The following is a 16,495-nucleotide window of genomic DNA, read 5'->3' as shown; positions in this document are numbered from 1 at the left end:
GATAAACAGGTATAAGGAATTTTTCAGATACCTGCCGTAATACCCTTGATTAATCAATTTACAGGCTTTGAGGCTGTTATCAAACGCCCCAAAAACGAAGATCGATCTGGCGGCTCCTGAGCATGGGTGCTTGCCAGGTGTCGTTATCTTTGATTCCATTGAATGGTTTTGCCGTATCATTGATAAATGACCGGTACCTATAGTGATCGTAAGCGCCAAGAATATTCACCGCATAGGCTTCGGCCAATTCCTTGTCACCTTTGACAATGATAAAGTTCTCATCGTTCTTGCTACTGGCATTGCCGGAGAAGTTATGGCTTCCCGTAATAACCACCGGATCTTCCGAAAAGGGGTCAATCACAACAACCTTACTGTGAATGATGGCAAAGCCGATATCATGCAGGAACTGCTTCCGGCTCACTTCTTCGGCAAAAAACGCAATGGAATTGGGGATGCCCTCTGGTTCGATAATGTCGAGGTGCAACGGAATATGGGTTTGCTTATCGATCAGATTCACATCGGCCGCGCTTTCATCACCCCGACCATTGGGTAGTTCGCTGACTACGCCCCGGACGTAGAGATCAGGCCTTGCCGATTGAGCCGTAACGGTGCTGAACAAACCGGTTGCGCCTGGCATGAACATCAGGAACAGGATACCCTGTTTCGCTTTGAGTACTTCATCCCGCAAGGCAGTCAGGTCGACTTGCTTTTGCGTTCGGGAAAACCAGACTGTAGCACGTACCTGCCCTGGTATAGCTGCCCCAATTTGTTTAGGTTTATTATTCTGCTGAACAAACTCTAGTGGAAAGCCACTGGCTGCTTTCTTGATCTGATGCCACTGATCAAGGTAGACTTTGGCTACGTCCGTATCTTCGATTAGTAAGCCGTTGTTCACTTGGGTACAAAGCCCTGTTGTCGTCCAGTTTGTACTACCCGTCCAGGCCGTAACGGGCTCATTCTGATCGTCTGTACGAACCATAAACTTGTTGTGCCCCAATGCACCCGGCGACAGAAATCGATTGATCTTTTCTACTTCTACATCCACGCCAGTAGCCATCAATCGCTTTCTAGCCTCCTCGTTCTCGTCCCTTATCCGGGCCTGCGCCATTGTTTCCGTCTTGCCCTTGGTGATAGACCCGTTGGAGAGAACAATATGAGCCCGCTTACCAAGTGCCATGATTGCCTTTATCAACTCATCGTCGTTGAGTTCAAATAGAGCCGCGTAAATATGCCCGTTTTTTACCTGGGCTGTTTTTAATTCGTTCAATAGGGCAACCCGTAAATCTCCGGACAGGAACCGACGAATTGTTTTATCGTCTTCATCTCTTATTCTGGTTTTGAACTGATCGAGCGTTAGTTTCTGCTCTTTTAGGTAGTGCGTCATAAACTGTGACATCACAAAGCCCCGATTGAAAAAGGGTTTGTATTTACCAGTCAGCTTAGCGCCCAGCGTTCGTTCAGGACTCCAGCTGCTGGCTTCTGCGTCAATCCGTTCCAGTGTTCCGGCATTGGTCCGTATGATTGGGATGATGCGATACGACACCGTGTCACCAATGTTAGCGTCATGATCCGTCCAGGAGAAGCGTTGAAACGGCCACTCGGTAGAGGGTCTCAAGGGAACGGGCTGGCTGCTAACCGCTTGGCCAGCGACGGGCTGGTTTTCGAATCCCATCCGATTGGGTAGGAAATCCGTCGTTTTTTTGTTTTGGGGATCGACGGTTGTGCGCTCAATGGCAAAACCACGGCATTGAGCAATTGGCTGAGGGATACTCCAAAAGAGCAATGTGTCGTCTTCGTTGGCGTAGACTTTTAAGTTGACCGGCATGGAAAGGGCTGGATCATTTCCTGATTCGTTTCAGGAAACGATCTAAAGGTACATATTGTCGGTTGTCGTTCACGGCAATGTTGAGTGGATTTAGCTTACGGTAAGTAATTCGTAATCAATCAATTTACACGTGATAGTTGTGCTGTTATTTAGGAAGCGTCTGGTGTTTGGATGGCAGCAAATACGTAAACGGACGAACTTTTGTCTTGGCAAAAAAGAACTTAATAAACTAGCAATTAGGGCTGAGCTTCTTAACAATATCGCCGATCACACCACCTATTGGTTTGGCTCCTGACTTCGGGTCGTTGTTGATCGGCTGCCCGGTTCCTTGCCTTCCGATTCTTTTGGCGCCACTTTCCCGAAGCCCAAGGACTGGGCGACGTAGGCCGTTGGATTCTTCACTTTCCGCTTCCTATGGTGAATCTCCGTATGAAGCCAGATGAATGTTTCCATCAAAGCGGTGTCTTCCAGAATCTGATTCTGCTGCTTCTTGGTGAATTTATAGCGGAAGATGAGGTTTCGGGCCAGCGCAGCCATCTCGTGAGGCTGCATCGTCTGCACCGTCAGCCGGTCGGCTTCGATGTCATCTTCAATCAGATCTTTGGCCGATTTAACCTCAAAGCGCAACTCAACGACTGCTTTTCCTTCTTTACGGGAAGGGGTAAACTCGAAATACATGCCAATCTTTTGTTGTATTTTCTGCTGCGCAACCAACATGGCTTTCCGTTTGAAATCATAGTAGTCATGATCAGGAGGATAATTTAACGCAGTTCGTAATTTACTGACCTCATACGTGAATATCTTCTGGCCCCGGCCGTAAAACATCATAATGATCTCGTACATGCGCTGCGCGTACATAGAAGACAGCGAAAGCATCAACCTTAAATCATAGCTGGTGTAGCGTTTTCCCAGTTCGATGAACGACGGCACGACGGCCGAAAGCATCGTTAGTTCCAAATACCGCTTGCCATTGATTTTCAAGCTCCTGACGCTCGAAAACGGAACTATGTAATCATATTCAGGGTATTCAGGATTGGAGAAATCCTGATGGAAGATTCGTTTAGTGTTTAACGAGCTGGCCGCTACGGATATCTTGTCATGGTGATTGTCCGTTAACTCAGCGTAGGGAATCAGCAGATTGATGCTTTTCCCTTCCTCCCAGGACTTAGCAATATGACGCAGCTGGTTAATGGCCAGAACGACAATCTTCTTTTCCATTTCCGTAAATTCCTGCCTGCTTTCGGTAATGACATTTGGCTGATAATTATTCGGACGAAGCTCGAACGCTATTTGTAGCTGATCACTCTGACTCTCCATGTTAAGGGTAGGGTGGCTGAATGATGAAATTTACCAAATGAAACCAACTCCAAAAAGATAGGTCGGTTTTCTTAGAAGGAAATCTCATCCTGAGAATAGATACAGTCATAGTACGGATCAGACTTGCCAGCCAGCCTCCAATGGCCAACCATCTACGCTGCGCCCCCGAATAAATAGCCTCCTAGTTTACAGTTCGCCAAACGAATACGGGCAGCTGCACTCGTATCAATCAGGGCTCTAGGGTGGGATAGGCTGATGGCGTCAACTTTTTTTGAAATAAGTCAGTTCCAGTTTCAATTGCCCAATCGGCTCATAGAGTACAGCCACTTGAGGTTCTGAGTTGGCTGATACGGGTTTTGTATCTGTCTCAAAAACGGATGCGGCTCCTGGTAGGAATTGCCTTTTTCACTCACTGATCTGATTAGGGTGAATCTGGTGCCGTTTGTTAATGAGGGCCAATGAATCCTTTTGCTTAAGGACTTCAAGTACTACCTTGAGGTTGAAGTCGGCGGTAAATTTGCGTTTAGTTTTGCCGTTCGTACGGGACTGAATTTAGGCAGATATCCAATTTAACTGGTGGTCCTAAAAGCGGGGCGCACTATAATTGTCGACAATGCAAACGCCTTGACAGGGTAAAACCTTTTTTATAAATGAATATTGAACACGCCTTAAACGACTTTTACAATCAGCACGGTTACGGAGAGGGAGGAGGCATCAACAAAAAATGGGACATAATTAAGTTTGGCCCCATTGCCTTGCCTCTGCCCAATTTAGAATCCCGACGAAAAAACATTTATCTGCACGACGTCAACCACCTGGTGACAGGGTACGGTACGACTTGGAAAGGTGAAAGTTCGGTCACTAGTTGGGAGATTGCCACTGGTGGATGGGGCAACATCTATTTTGCCTGGTGGCTTACCCTTTGGGGCATGGCCGTAGGGGTGATGTTCTATCCTAAGCACAGTTACAACGCCTTTCAAGCTGGTTTGAGCATGAAGCGTGCTTTCACAAGTGGTTTGACTAAGCAAGAAATGTACTCCTTATCGATAGACCAATTAAGAAGCCGACTTTATCGGACTGAAACGGAGATTGCAAGCCTAAGCTATTATTCGTGGGCCGGCCTTAGTCTGTTGGTTTGGTTTGCTCTCTTCCTGCTTGTCATTGCTCTTTATAACTTGCTGTGATTCTGCTCCGCATGGGGTAGCTCTCCGTCGACAGGAAGCCTGTCCCGAAAGAAAGTTTTCAGCCTAACGAGCAGGGGGTGTAAAGATTCAAGTACGTATATTCAGTCAAGTAGCTCACACACCATCAACCCTCCTGGTCGCTGAGCGAAGCAGTTTAGGAAATGTCGGACCTGTCAGGAAATTTCGATTGGTTGTAGAGTGAATCAGGCGCGGACTAGTTGAATGGAAGGTATAGTGTCGATAAATCACTATTGTCTCGGCGCGGAAAGCACGACGTCGGGAATGGTAACTTTATCAAGCTGTGCCTGGCGGCATTGGGTATTGAATCGGCTGATGTCATCCTGGATCAGCTTGATCATGTCCGTTTTCAGTGGTTGCCAGGTGGCATTTAATTCGGATAGGCGCTCCTGCTGACCGACTGTAACGGTGGGCGTGTTTACATCCAGTTCGCCTTTCAGGAAGATGTAGTCGGCGCTCAGCTTGTTCTCGAAATTAATGACATCGTCATTCGATTTTGACTTCGGCTGAATAACTTTCTCTTCCCATACCTTGATCTTTTTGGCCAAAACCCGACCGGAGTCCGCGACCGCTTTAAGGTTCGGTTTATCGTCAATAAGCTCGACCAGATCGTTGATTTGTTTCTGGGCTTTGCGCATCCGGTTAACACCCAGGTGAATCTCCTTCACCCCATCTTCAATACCCATGAGCGTTTTCTGCTGCTGCTCATACTCAGCCGCTGGCGCGTTAATCCGGGGGTCGGGTAGAATAGTAAACGTTACCTGCTTTTCCTGTTTTCCTAGTTTTACCCTGGCCTGATAGCGGCCGGGTGCAAGCTTGCGCCCACTGTAATTACCCTCGATGAATACGTTTTCGATGGCGGGTAATGTCTCGGCGCGCATATCCCACACAAACCGATTCAGTCCGGGCCGCATCGTCAGCGTTGGCTCGGGGGATGGCCCGCCCGGAAATTGAACAAACTTCTTGTTTTTCTTACTACTGAATGTGCGCAGGGTAGCGCCCTGATCCGACTTGATTTCCATCGTCATCGTGGCGCTGGTATCGACTTTGGCCGGTAACTGATAATACAGGACGACACCGGTGGAGGGATTTGTACCCGAAAATCCACTACGGCCGGGACTGCTGCCCGCGTCTTCATCATCGTCTTCCTCAACCATTTTATCCAGCGCACTGCCACCCGATACGCGATAGGCATCTTCGGGTTTGTACACAAACAGGCTGTCTTTGCTCAGTTTCTCATTGTATTGTCGAATCGGCCCCAGATCGTCCAGAATCCAGAATGACCGACCCGCTGTTGCCGCAATCAAATCGCCCTGGTGAACTTTCAGGTCGGTTATAGGACTGACCGGTAGATTGAGTTGCCAGGGCCGCCAGCTTGCTCCGTCATTGTAAGAAATATACAAACCCGTTTCCGTGCCGGCATAGAGCAAGCCTTTGCGCTCGGGGTCTTCCCGAACCGTTCGGGTAAAAGCGCCATAAGGAATTCCCTTGACTATTTTTGTCCAGGTTTTGCCGTAGTCGGTCGTTTTATACATGGCCGGGGAAAAGTCGTTGACCTTATACCGGGTGGTGGCAATGTAGGCCGTTGCTTTATCATGGGGCGACACCTCGATGCAGTTGATGAGCGTCTCCTCCAAACCGGCGGGGGTTACGTTGGTCCAGGTCTTGCCACCGTCGCGGGTAAGCTGAACCAGGCCATCATCGCTGCCGGTCCAAATCGTGCCTTTTTCGGTTGGTGACTCCAGCACATAGGTAATGGTCGCGTAGTTTTCGCCACCGGCTCCTTCATTGGTGTAGGGCGCGCCACCCCAGCCGAGTTTGGTTGAGTCATGACGCGTCAGATCGGGCGAAACGGTTGTCCAGCTTTTTCCCAGATCGGTCGTTTTAAAGAGCTTGTTTCCTGCATGGTAAAAGGCATTGGGCTCGTGCTTCGACCAGATGATGGGCGCGTTCCAGTTGAAGCGGTATTTCATCGTTTTAGCCTGCAACGCCTGATACTGAATCGGCGAAACCATAATGGGTTTGCCTTCGTGGGTTTGCTGGTCGAGCACTTCAATGGTCCCCTGGTAACTGCCGCCCATCACATGCCGCGGATCATCGGGGTTGAAGGCCAGAAACGCGCTTTCGCCACCGGCCGATGGGAACCAGTCTTTGTCGGTTATGCCATTGCCCGCCGTTGTTCGGCTGGCGATCATAACCGAGGTGTTGTCCTGCTGACCGCCATAGACGTTGTACGGAAAGCGATTATCGGCGTTGATCCGGTAGAATTGCGCCGTGGGCTGGTTGTTCTCCGATGACCACGACTTGCCCCCATTGAACGAAATGGCGCCCCCGCCGTCGTTACTGAGAAATAGGTTTTTGTTGTTCCTCGGACTGATCCACAAATGGTGATGATCGCCATGAGAACCCGTTACCGGACTGAAGGTCTTGCCTCCGTCAATGGATTTCAGCACTGATGTATTGAGCACGTAAACCGTATTTTCGTCGACCGGATCGGCGAAGATTTCGATGTAATACCAGGCCCGTTGTACCGTACGGTGGTCTTTGCTCACCCGATTCCAGCTTTTACCCGCATCTTCGGACAGGAAAACGCCCCCTTTTTCGGTTTTCGTGTCGGATTCGATCACAGCATACACCCGGTTCGGGTTAGCCTTGGAAACAGAAATGCCCATTTTGCCCAGTTCTTTGGGTAACCCCTTGTCCAGCTTCGTCCAGGTCTCACCGGCATCGGTCGATTTATAGAGACCACTTCCTTTGCCGCCACTCTGCACCTGCCAGGGCAACCGCCGGTAATCCCACATCGACGCGTACAGAATGCGTGGGTTGGTCATGTCCATACTCAGGTCATTGCAGCCCGTATTTTCATCGACGAACAACACCTTTTTCCAGGTTTTACCCCCGTCGATGGTTTTATAGATGCCGCGCTCTGCCGACGAACCATGCAATGCACCCTGTGCGGCTACAAACACTACATCGGGGTTTTGTGGATGCACCCGTATGGCGGCAATATGGCGGGTGAGATCCAGACCGAGGTGTTGCCAGGTTTTGCCGGCATCGGTCGATTTGTACACGCCATCGCCATAGGAGGTCATGACGCCCCGGGGAGCGTGTTCGCCCATGCCCACATAAACCACCGCCGGGTCAGACTCACAAACGCCGATGGCTCCTACTGATGAGGTCTTCAACTGGCCATCGGTAATGTTTTTCCAGGTCGTACCTGCATCGTCCGTTTTCCAGACGCCCCCGCCCACCGTACCCATATAGTAAAGCTGTGGGTCGCTGGTTACACCAGACCCGGCCACCGAACGGCCTCCCCGGAAAGGGCCGATATTCCGCCACTTGACGGGCTTGAAATACGGATCATTTGTAAGCGCTGAATCCACGACGGCGCTAGCCGTCGTTTTTTTCGCTGCTTTTGGCTTCTGTGCCAGCAACGGGCTGACAAATATGATAGAAAAGAGGAAGAGTAGAATCTTTTGCATGCTAGCTGAACGGCAGAATTATCGCCCATCAAGATAGCGTAAAATCAGCAGATCATCACGCGCCTGCCCGTTTCAGGATGCGTCATAAAATAGGGCTTTAGTTTAAAGACGGCTTCTATGGCTGCCTCCGTAAGTACCTCATCGGCAGTGCCAGCCCCGTAGATTCGCGCCTGATCGATCAGGATGACTTTGCTGGCGTACTGAAAAGCCAGATTGATGTCGTGTACAATAACGAACACGACCATATTCTGCGCAGCCAGCTCGCGCACCAGACTCAGAATCTGATGCTGGTAGTGGATATCCAGCGCCGAGATGGGCTCATCCAGAAAGAGATATTTGACAGATGTATCGTCCGGTTGGCGATGGAGTTGAGCCAGTACCCGCGCCAGGTGCACTTTCTGTTTTTCGCCACCTGAGAGTGAGGCAAACGCACGGGTTTTGAACGAAATCATCCCAACCGCTTCCAGACAATCGTCGGCAATCTGTTTATCCAGGCTGGTCGGGTTCAGGTCGAAATAGGGGTATCGCCCCATCATAACGACCTCCATTACGCTCAGATCGAATGGTAATGACAATAATTGGGAGAGCACTGCTTTCTGTCGGGCCTGAGTCGCCAGTGGAATGGAGGTAAGGCGTTGATTGCCATACCAGACCTGGCCCTGCTGGGGTGTTTCTGTGCCGGTTAGCAGTTTCAATAAGGTACTTTTTCCGGCGCCATTCGGACCTAATACCATGGTGAACTCGCCCGGCAGCAGGGTTAGCGATACATCATCAATCAGGCGATTGCTGCCGATTTGAAACGACAGGTTTTCCGCTCTAAGCATAAAAACCTCCTTTCTGAAACGACCGGGCATTGCGAACCAGCAGCCAGATAAACACGGGGGCGCCCACAAAAGCCGTAATCACACCAATTGGAAACTCGGCCGGAGCCACCAGCCGTCGGGCAATGGTATCGGCCATCATGAGTAGGGAACCACCCAGCAGGGCAGACGCGATAACCAGGAACCGATTATCCGACGTTTTCAATAACCGCAGCAGGTGCGGCACCACCAGCCCAACGAACGAAATGACACCAACCATTGCCGTGCCGATGGCGACCAGCAACGTATTCAATAGGAGCACCTGAATCTTGAGCCGGTCGATGTTGTAGCCCAGATGCCGCACTTCATCTTCGCCTAAAATCAAAATATTCAACGCTTTGGTAAAACGCAGGGCCAGCAGAATGCCGATCATCGTAATGGGAAATACCAGGGCGAACTGCGTCCAGTCGGCGCCGGAAAAGGTGCCCAGATTCCAGAAGGTGATGGAGCGGGCTTGTGGGTCTCTGGCGATGTAAGACAGAAACCCCGTGCCTCCAGCCGCCAGCGCGTTGATGGCAATACCCGCCAGAATCATCGTGGCCACGTTCACTTTACCGCTTATCGACGCAATTCGGTACACGAGCAACGTGGCAGCAAAGGCAAAGGTGAAGGCTACGCAGGGGAGCAGAAATAGCCCGAGGGCGTCGGTAAAGGCCCAGTTGATATTTTTGCCGAGCACAAAGACCAGAGCGGCTCCTAATGCCGCGCCGGAACTGGTTCCCACCAGTCCCGGCTCAACGATTGGATTCCGAAACAACGCCTGCATTAACACGCCTGACACCGATAAGCCAGCCCCAACCGTAGCGCAAAGCAACACGCGCGGAAGTCGTATATGAAGGAAAAGCCCCTCCGAAACCGGATCGACGCTGGTTGATGACAGACCTATGCCGTGCAACAAAATGTGGTCGATGTCGTCAAACGTCAAGTCGACGGCACCAATCCGCAGGGCGGCTATGATGGTAACCAGTAGGAGGGCGGCTAAAAGACTGTACCAGGCGCCGGGCGATAAGGAGGCTAGTTTCATTACTGGTGAATCAACTTCATGAGCATCAATACGTTTTCGCCCGTTCGGGGGCCGAGGTAGATCAGATCATGTTCTTCAATGCGGTAAATCTTCTTGTTTTTACCGGCAGGCGTCAAGGCGATACCGGGGAGCGTAGCTAGTTTTTCGGCGTTGCCCAGCCGGTCGTAACCAAAGTCTGTAACCAGAATAATGTCGGGTTGAGCTTTGCTGATGATTTCGGGGCTGAGGGGTTTCATACCTTTCAGGGTGTCCATTACGTTTTTGCCGCCCGCCATTTCCAGCATGGATGAGGCCGTTCCGGCTTTTCCGATTACCAGGTAATTGTTAATGACCCGCCCAAAATGGATGATGGCTACTTTAGGCGTGGTTTTGTACTGCTTCACGCTTTCGGCCGCTTTAGCCAGATCGGCATCCAGCTTGGTTTTCAGCCTGTCAGCCTGTTTCTGAGCGCCAAACTGGGCAGCCAGCGTATCAAACAGTGCCTTGACTTCGGGAATGGTATGGGCATCTTTGAAGACTTTCATCGGTACGCCAACTTTTTCCAGTTGCTGCATGACGGCTTCCGGGGCCACGTTCCCATCGTGGTAAACAACCGTTGGTTTGAGGGCAATAATCCCTTCGGCATTGAGCATACGGTGGTAGCCCACTTTAGTCAATTTCTGAGCGGCCGGTGGATAGGTACTCGACAAGTCGACGCCCACCAGCTGGTCACCGGCACCGAGGGCATAAATCAATTCGGTCAGTTGTTTAGCCACACAAACGATTCGTTGCTTACCGGTTGATGCTGTCTGCTCTTTTTGGGTAGACGTACAGGCCGTCAAGGCAAGTGTAGCGAGCGTTATTGATAAGGATATTTTGTAGATTTTCATTGATTCGCAGTTTAATGGTAGAGACGCATACTTGCGTCTCGATTCGCCGGATGGTATTCCCGCCGGATGGCGTCGTTGCTGACGCAAATGGAGACGCAAATATGCGTCTCTACACTAAAAAATATATTTCAGCATCGCCCCCGAATAGACCGTGATCTTCGGGGATGGGTTGTACGCTAAGGGGCGATTGTTCGCCGGGTTGGCAAGGTTAAGGAAAACCAGCGAAGAATATGTACTGCTCAGCATGTTGTCTGAACCGACATACACGTCCAGGTTAAAATGAGTACCCAGCGCGCTCCGGTATCCTAACTTCCCATTGACGAGCGTGTACGCTTGTGCAAAATGGTTGTTTGGCAGGTTGATGGGCATTTTATCGACATACATCATCGTTCCGTTAAGGTAAAAACCGGGCCGAACCTCAATATCTACACCCGCATTGAGGAGGTTTGGCGCAATGCCTGATTCTTTCTTGCCCGTGTAATCGACCGTTTTGGCGTCGCTGTTATTGTCACTTCTGTAGTCCTTGTAATAGAAGTCGCTATACGTGTAGGACACAAACGGACGGATCAACGACACGGCTCCAGCTTCCGGGCGATAGGCGTATTGAACGGCCAGCTCCAGACCGTTGTGCTGTACCTTGCCTGCGTTGGTCGTTATCGAATAGGCTGGAACCGTCGAGGTGGCCGCGAATCCCTGCGGAACCAGTTTGTCCGTTACCATCATGTTGAAGTAGGCGATTTCGTAGGTGAGCGTTTTGTTCAGGAAACTCCCTTTGCTGCCAATCTCGTAGCTCGTTCCTAACTCCGGCCGAAGATCGTAATTCACGACGCCCGTCTGCGTAACTACGACCTGGTTGGTACCCGGTGCGGAATACCCCTGGCTGACGCTGGCGTAGAGCGATACGTTATTCATGACCTGATAGGCCAGCGCTGCCCGGGGTGCCAGTATGGGTTTAAATCGCTTGTAGCCAGATACATTGACGTAGGCAGGTGTCGTTGTGGTGGCTCGCATGTCGGTAATTCCATACTCGACATAATTCAGTCCTGCACCCGCCGATAGGGTTAATTTCGGGGCTATCTGCAAGGCGGCCTGCGCAAACACGCTGTACTGCATCGCCTGTATTTCCAGGTCCGAGCGAAGGGCGCCAAGGATACCATTCGACAGGCCATACCCTTTGGCGTAGTTGAAGTTCTTTAAAAACTCGCCACCAAGGCTAATCGTTGGCCGGAGTGGGCTGGCGTCGTTGCTGTAGGTGAACACGGAACGGCCGCCAAATTTGAACTTGTTTGTTTTGTTTACGCCGGCCGCAAAGGGCTGATCAATGACCTGTCCACCCACGAAAATAGTTGTTTTGTTGGCGAACCGATCCGTAAACTGATAGTTGTGACTGATACCGGCCCGGGCACTTTCCGTTTTGATACTGGCATTGTTGCTCACATAAGCCGGGTCGGAGCTTTCGGGTTGTTCCCGGATAGCCACACTGTCTATTTCGCCCGCCAGCAGGTCATACGAATTAGTGTACCCAACAAAGACCGACATCGACCGTTTGGCACTCATATAGGTGTCGCTGGTGATGCTCAGGAAGTCTTTTGTTGAACCGCCATGCACCCGGAAGCCATCGTATTTCTGGTGGCCATAGTTGATGTTCAGGCTGGTGTTGTCTGAGCCGGTCTTGATGGATGTGTTCGTTCGGAACAAGCCATAGGATCCGGCTAAAACCTGCTGGCTGATACTCGTTTTACCAATAGGCGCCCGTTCGGTATACAAATTGACGACCCCGCCGATTGCGTTGCCGTAGGCACTGGATGCGGGCCCTTTCAATACCTCAACCCGGCTGAGGGTGGTGAAGTCAATGTCATCCAGAAAGGTAGTTCCGTCGGCGTCGGTCAGGGGAATGTCGTTCAGATAAGCTTTATAGCCAACGCCGTTGAAGTTCGTCTGGTTACCATAGCCACGAATAACGATCCGGTTTCCAGCGGCTATCGTTCGCATTTCGACCTTCACACCGGGAATCAGGTTTACGTAATTCTGGAGATGAAGCCCATTGGTCCGCTGAATATCGCGGCTGGTAATTAGGCCGACAGCGCCCGCTGTCCGCTGAATGGTTTGGGGCGTCGAGTAGCCCGATACGATCACTTCGTTTAGGTCGGTATTGGACGGATCCAGTTCAACCGTCATGCTGCGGGTTGTCGCTTTGACGCCAACGGTTAGCGTTTGATACCCAATAGCCGAGAATTGCAACTGATCTCCTTCGTTGGCCGACAGGCTGAATTCGCCTTTATCATTCGCTGTTGTACCTCGTTGGGTGCCACTGATTAGTACCGATGCGCCCGCAATGGGTTGCGCATTGGTAGGGTCGACGATACGGCCTGTCAGGGCAAGTTGAGCGAACAACGCCGGGCAGAACGTTGCGAGCAGAAGTAGTGTTAATGTAAATTTTGTATACAGAAAGTTCATGAGTCGTTTGATAAAATGAAACTAGAATCCCATTGGAAAGGGCATACCTATCCTGAAAGCTGATCCAGGAGGTCAGCCAACGGCAAACAGTAGGATTCTATACATTAGGGGGAGGAGACAGTACGTCTAAGTAGGGGCGTGCGGCCCGGCGCGAACAGTACTGAAAAATCGGACGCAGATCGCGTACGGCAGGTGCCGGACGCTGGCAAAAGGCCGTCAGGTCAGGCAGAACAAAAACAGGACGCCACTTGACGTGTTTCTGTCGGCTGCCTGATCGGGTACCAGGTGTCTGGCCGACATGTGCGGTTGCCTCATACAGCCAGGGCGCCTGACGCTTCAACTCGGTTTCTTCTTCATCCCGAAAGCCGTACACGTAGACCGTATCCGAACGGACCTCGCGGTAGAGCACGTCGACCATCTGGCCCATCCACTCAAATTCATTTTCGGTAACCAGAAAATCCGTCGTATGCGACAGTTCGGCCTTGGGTATAACGATACGAACCAGCTTGTCAGAAGCGAAATATGTTTGGTGGGTGAAGGCCCATTTGGCCAGCACTTCTCGGGCATGGTAATACTCATGAACGCAGAAAATGGCTAGTGCGGTCAGGAGTAACAGGGGCACTAGCTTTCGCCTTAGGTGCGTCATAAGGGTTTATAAGCAGGAGTAGCCTGTCGTACTCTCGATGGTTACCATCGAGAGTACGACAGGCAAATAAGTCCGTTCCTGCGGTTGTCGATTAGTCGGAGCGTTTAACAAGTTTATTTACCACAAAGCTGCCTAAGCTCCAGAAGCTTAAAAAGGCGACGCATTCCAGAGCAAAGCTATGGAAGTGACAATAATAATCAGTAACAAAAAGCGAAGCGATTAGAGAAGGGGCTTCGATAGCAACCGTGCGTGGGTTGAGGTGTTTGAGGAGCGTGAACATAGTTTAATTTAGCAAATTTGGATAAAATTGATAGAAAAAAACAAGTTAGTAGCGCATACCTGCTACCCAGGTTCCCCATTGTCCCGAAGGTCCCGCATACTCGCCAAGTGCCCAGACACGCAGGGTGTCCGGGTCCCGACAGATGCCGAAATAATCACCCCACCGTCCGCCATTATAAGCACTTTCCCCTGCCTTCACCAGGGTACTGCCCTGTAGTGATCCGGCTGCATCGGCAACCCGTCGTCCCGTAACGCGCATCTGGCCAAACTCGGCAGGGCCAGATCGGGTAAACATTAGAAAAGCATTCCGGTTCAGATCCGTTTGAATGACGGGGAAAAAGTAATACAACCCTGACGCGCCGTACGTATTTTGCTGAATTATAGTCCGCGAGTTCACATCAATCTCATACCAGTTAATAGCAGCCCGCGCTTCGGTGTCACCCTGCCAGGTAAAACCCGACGTATGAGTCGTCCAGACCCGCTGCACCCCACCTACATTCTGAAATATGGCATTCAGCATCCGGGTATCGTTGGTTGCCAGGGTAGTGGCCGAGCCTGACTGCTTGGCTCCCGGCGGCATCGAATAGGACCGGCTATTGATATTGAAGCGATTCAGGGCGGGCGATGTGCCGCTCCACCACCCAATAGGATTGTCCAACTGCCATAACACGATTTTATTAGACGCCGGATAAATGGCACTTGTCAAGTAGGCCGGTGGATTGCCTCCGGTGCCCCGATAATGCACACAGGGTTGTAACGTGAAGGCGCCACTGCCATCTGGATTTTTTAGGTTCCAGAAATCATACCAGTGAGCAGGTTTACCGGCATAAAGTTCAGCTTTGTTCAGAATGCGTAGTTTCGCATAACTAAAGCCACCCCCAAACGCAAATTGATTCGTGCTGATATAAATGGCTTGTGTGTCGAAGCCTAGCTGTGGGTAGTCCCCCCAGTTGTTAGTCGCATTACTCCCATCTACCGTGATGTCTAAGGCGTATACCCACCAGGCACCACCCGCATTACTTGTCTTCGAGACGGCTACCAATAACCAGGCCCCTTTGGGCGAATTACGAACGGCTGCCGCCACGCAGATAAACCGCTGGGCATAGTGATCATAGGCAAGTTTTGGATCGAATAGACCTGCACCAGCGGGTAAGACTCCTCCAAAGAGGGCGGCCGAGTTGACCCATCGAAAGTTTAGACCACCCGTTTTGCTGTAACCTGCCAGGTCGGTGTTAACCCCCACCATGACATCGTTATTACCAACGGCTAAAGCGGGGTCGGGTGGGGTGAAGCCTGTTTGCCCCAGGGCTCTGAATGAGGTGAGCAGTGACGGAGCAAGGGGTGCCGGACCCGTTGCAGGTGCCATCATGGTATCTTCGGGTGGATCAGCAACGGGAATGACTACCTCGGGGCTGATATCGATGGCCATGTCGGTTTCCCCATCAGCGATGGCTTCCGCCGTGGCAACGGGCCCCTGAGCTTCAAGCAAGGGCTGTTCCGCCTGCATTTTCAACTCATCGAACTCCTCCTGGCTGATTGGGTATTTACTGGGGCGCGGGGGCTTCTCTAAGTTGGTTGGTGCTAGCATCAATTCGCTTACCGTCAACTGGTCGAGTGAACGAGATAAGGGGGCCGATGATAACTGGCCGCTTCCGCCGTGGTCATCTGGGTGCGTTGTTTTAGCCATTTTACTAGTGATTTGAGGTTAAAAAGAGGAAAGGAATTGCAATGCTTGCTACTGGCCAATGCGTTGGGCTAGGGAACAACGAGTTGGCTCTTGTTAAGAATAAGATGGTAAGTCAGCCGTTAGTCCTCTTCAGGGGTGTCCTGCTGGCCTTCCGTTTCGTCATTTTTTTTGGGCGGCCGTGGGGTGGGCTTTTCGGCTTCCCGCTTTAATCGTTCCCATTCAGCAGGGGCCATCGGCGAGCCAATGGGAACTTCCCAGACTGTATCTGGTGATTCATGAGCTGGCTGAGGAGGATGCTGGGATGGATTCACCGGTTTTCCCGCGGATTTACCGCCACCATCCTGTTGCTGGGTCAAGTCAGCCTCAGACGGTTGGTTGGTCTGTTCGGATTGATTTTGTTGAGTTGCCATCTTCTTTTTTGGGGAAGTACATGCCGTTAAACTTAAACCGATAAGTAGTACAGCCAATGGTGCTTTACGGATCGCTGGCACCTGCTGTTGTAGATCGAGCCGTTTCATGAACAAGTGGAGCTGTTTCAGCCTGGTCAGGAGACCATCGTTTGTTAACACATCAATAGCCTACTTAACTAAAAAGCTGGCTTTATCCGTAAGCCAGTTGTTTTCACGAAAAGCGCACAACGGTTATTGGAGAGAATGTCAATTTCTTATTGACGTACCGAAAGTGGTTGGTTTTAGTTTACAATCAAACTTTGGTATAACCTTTTGATTTAACGGCAATTATGCCGTATAGTTAAGAAATTGGTATAGGTTACAATGGCGCTTTTGACTGTTGGGTCATCCGTCAGGTTCTGGGCTATAACTTGGCGGTTAACAGCTTACAGGCGTTG

General features: G+C 50.9%; 12 protein-coding genes. 1 reads left to right on the top strand and 11 read right to left on the bottom strand.

Annotation, left to right across the window (positions count from 1 at the left end):
• Nucleotides 1-79: 79 nt before the first annotated feature.
• Entirely contained in the window at nucleotides 80-1,825 is a 1,746-nt protein-coding gene (locus ACYVAM_RS30880) for a phospholipase D-like domain-containing protein (protein ID WP_461074014.1), read from the bottom strand.
• A 276-nt stretch (nucleotides 1,826-2,101) separates the two neighbouring features.
• A complete protein-coding gene (locus ACYVAM_RS30875; protein WP_461074013.1) occupies nucleotides 2,102-3,142 on the bottom strand; it encodes a RepB family plasmid replication initiator protein in 1,041 nt (346 codons plus the stop codon).
• A gap of 650 nt (nucleotides 3,143-3,792) precedes the next feature.
• Between ACYVAM_RS30875 and ACYVAM_RS30870 the strand changes: the two genes are divergently transcribed.
• Nucleotides 3,793-4,326 (top strand): hypothetical protein, encoded by a 534-nt coding sequence (locus tag ACYVAM_RS30870; protein WP_461074012.1) that lies wholly within the window; start codon nucleotides 3,793-3,795, stop codon nucleotides 4,324-4,326.
• A 248-nt stretch (nucleotides 4,327-4,574) separates the two neighbouring features.
• On the opposite strand, the gene ACYVAM_RS30865 is transcribed toward ACYVAM_RS30870, so the two are convergent.
• From ACYVAM_RS30865 to ACYVAM_RS30825, 9 genes are all read right to left on the bottom strand, one after another.
• The gene (locus ACYVAM_RS30865) at nucleotides 4,575-7,826 is read right to left on the bottom strand and encodes a WD40/YVTN/BNR-like repeat-containing protein (protein WP_461074011.1); all 3,252 of its coding nucleotides are present in this window, start codon (nucleotides 7,824-7,826) and stop codon (nucleotides 4,575-4,577) included.
• Between the two features lie 44 nt (nucleotides 7,827-7,870).
• Nucleotides 7,871-8,650 carry a heme ABC transporter ATP-binding protein gene (locus ACYVAM_RS30860; protein WP_461074010.1) on the bottom strand — a complete coding sequence of 260 codons (780 nt, stop codon included), beginning with the start codon at nucleotides 8,648-8,650 and terminating at the stop codon, nucleotides 7,871-7,873.
• The gene (locus tag ACYVAM_RS30855; RefSeq protein WP_461074009.1) at nucleotides 8,643-9,710 is read right to left on the bottom strand and encodes a FecCD family ABC transporter permease; all 1,068 of its coding nucleotides are present in this window, start codon (nucleotides 9,708-9,710) and stop codon (nucleotides 8,643-8,645) included. The genes ACYVAM_RS30860 and ACYVAM_RS30855 overlap by 8 nt, the downstream gene beginning before the upstream one ends.
• Nucleotides 9,710-10,579, bottom strand: coding sequence for a heme/hemin ABC transporter substrate-binding protein (locus tag ACYVAM_RS30850; RefSeq protein WP_461074008.1), 870 nt, complete (start codon nucleotides 10,577-10,579; stop codon nucleotides 9,710-9,712). Before ACYVAM_RS30850 ends, ACYVAM_RS30855 begins: the two co-directional genes overlap by 1 nt.
• 114 nt (nucleotides 10,580-10,693) lie before the next feature.
• Nucleotides 10,694-13,036: a TonB-dependent receptor gene (locus ACYVAM_RS30845; RefSeq protein WP_461074007.1), complete on the bottom strand. Its 2,343-nt coding sequence runs from the start codon at nucleotides 13,034-13,036 to the stop codon at nucleotides 10,694-10,696.
• Between the two features lie 97 nt (nucleotides 13,037-13,133).
• Nucleotides 13,134-13,682: a hypothetical protein gene (locus ACYVAM_RS30840; protein ID WP_461074006.1), complete on the bottom strand. Its 549-nt coding sequence runs from the start codon at nucleotides 13,680-13,682 to the stop codon at nucleotides 13,134-13,136.
• A gap of 91 nt (nucleotides 13,683-13,773) precedes the next feature.
• Entirely contained in the window at nucleotides 13,774-13,962 is a 189-nt protein-coding gene (locus tag ACYVAM_RS30835) for a hypothetical protein (RefSeq protein ID WP_461074005.1), read from the bottom strand.
• Nucleotides 13,963-14,007: 45 nt separating this feature from the next.
• Complete coding sequence (locus ACYVAM_RS30830; RefSeq protein ID WP_461074004.1) at nucleotides 14,008-15,648, bottom strand: hypothetical protein; 1,641 nt, start codon at nucleotides 15,646-15,648, stop codon at nucleotides 14,008-14,010.
• 119 nt (nucleotides 15,649-15,767) lie between these two features.
• On the bottom strand, nucleotides 15,768-16,058 hold the full coding sequence (locus ACYVAM_RS30825; protein WP_461074003.1) for a hypothetical protein: 291 nt from the start codon (nucleotides 16,056-16,058) through the stop codon (nucleotides 15,768-15,770).
• Nucleotides 16,059-16,495: the final 437 nt, after the last annotated feature.

This window comes from Spirosoma horti (genome assembly GCF_054776595.1).
The sequence above is the reverse complement of the archived record's forward strand: the minus strand, read 5'-3'. Positions and strand labels throughout refer to the sequence as shown.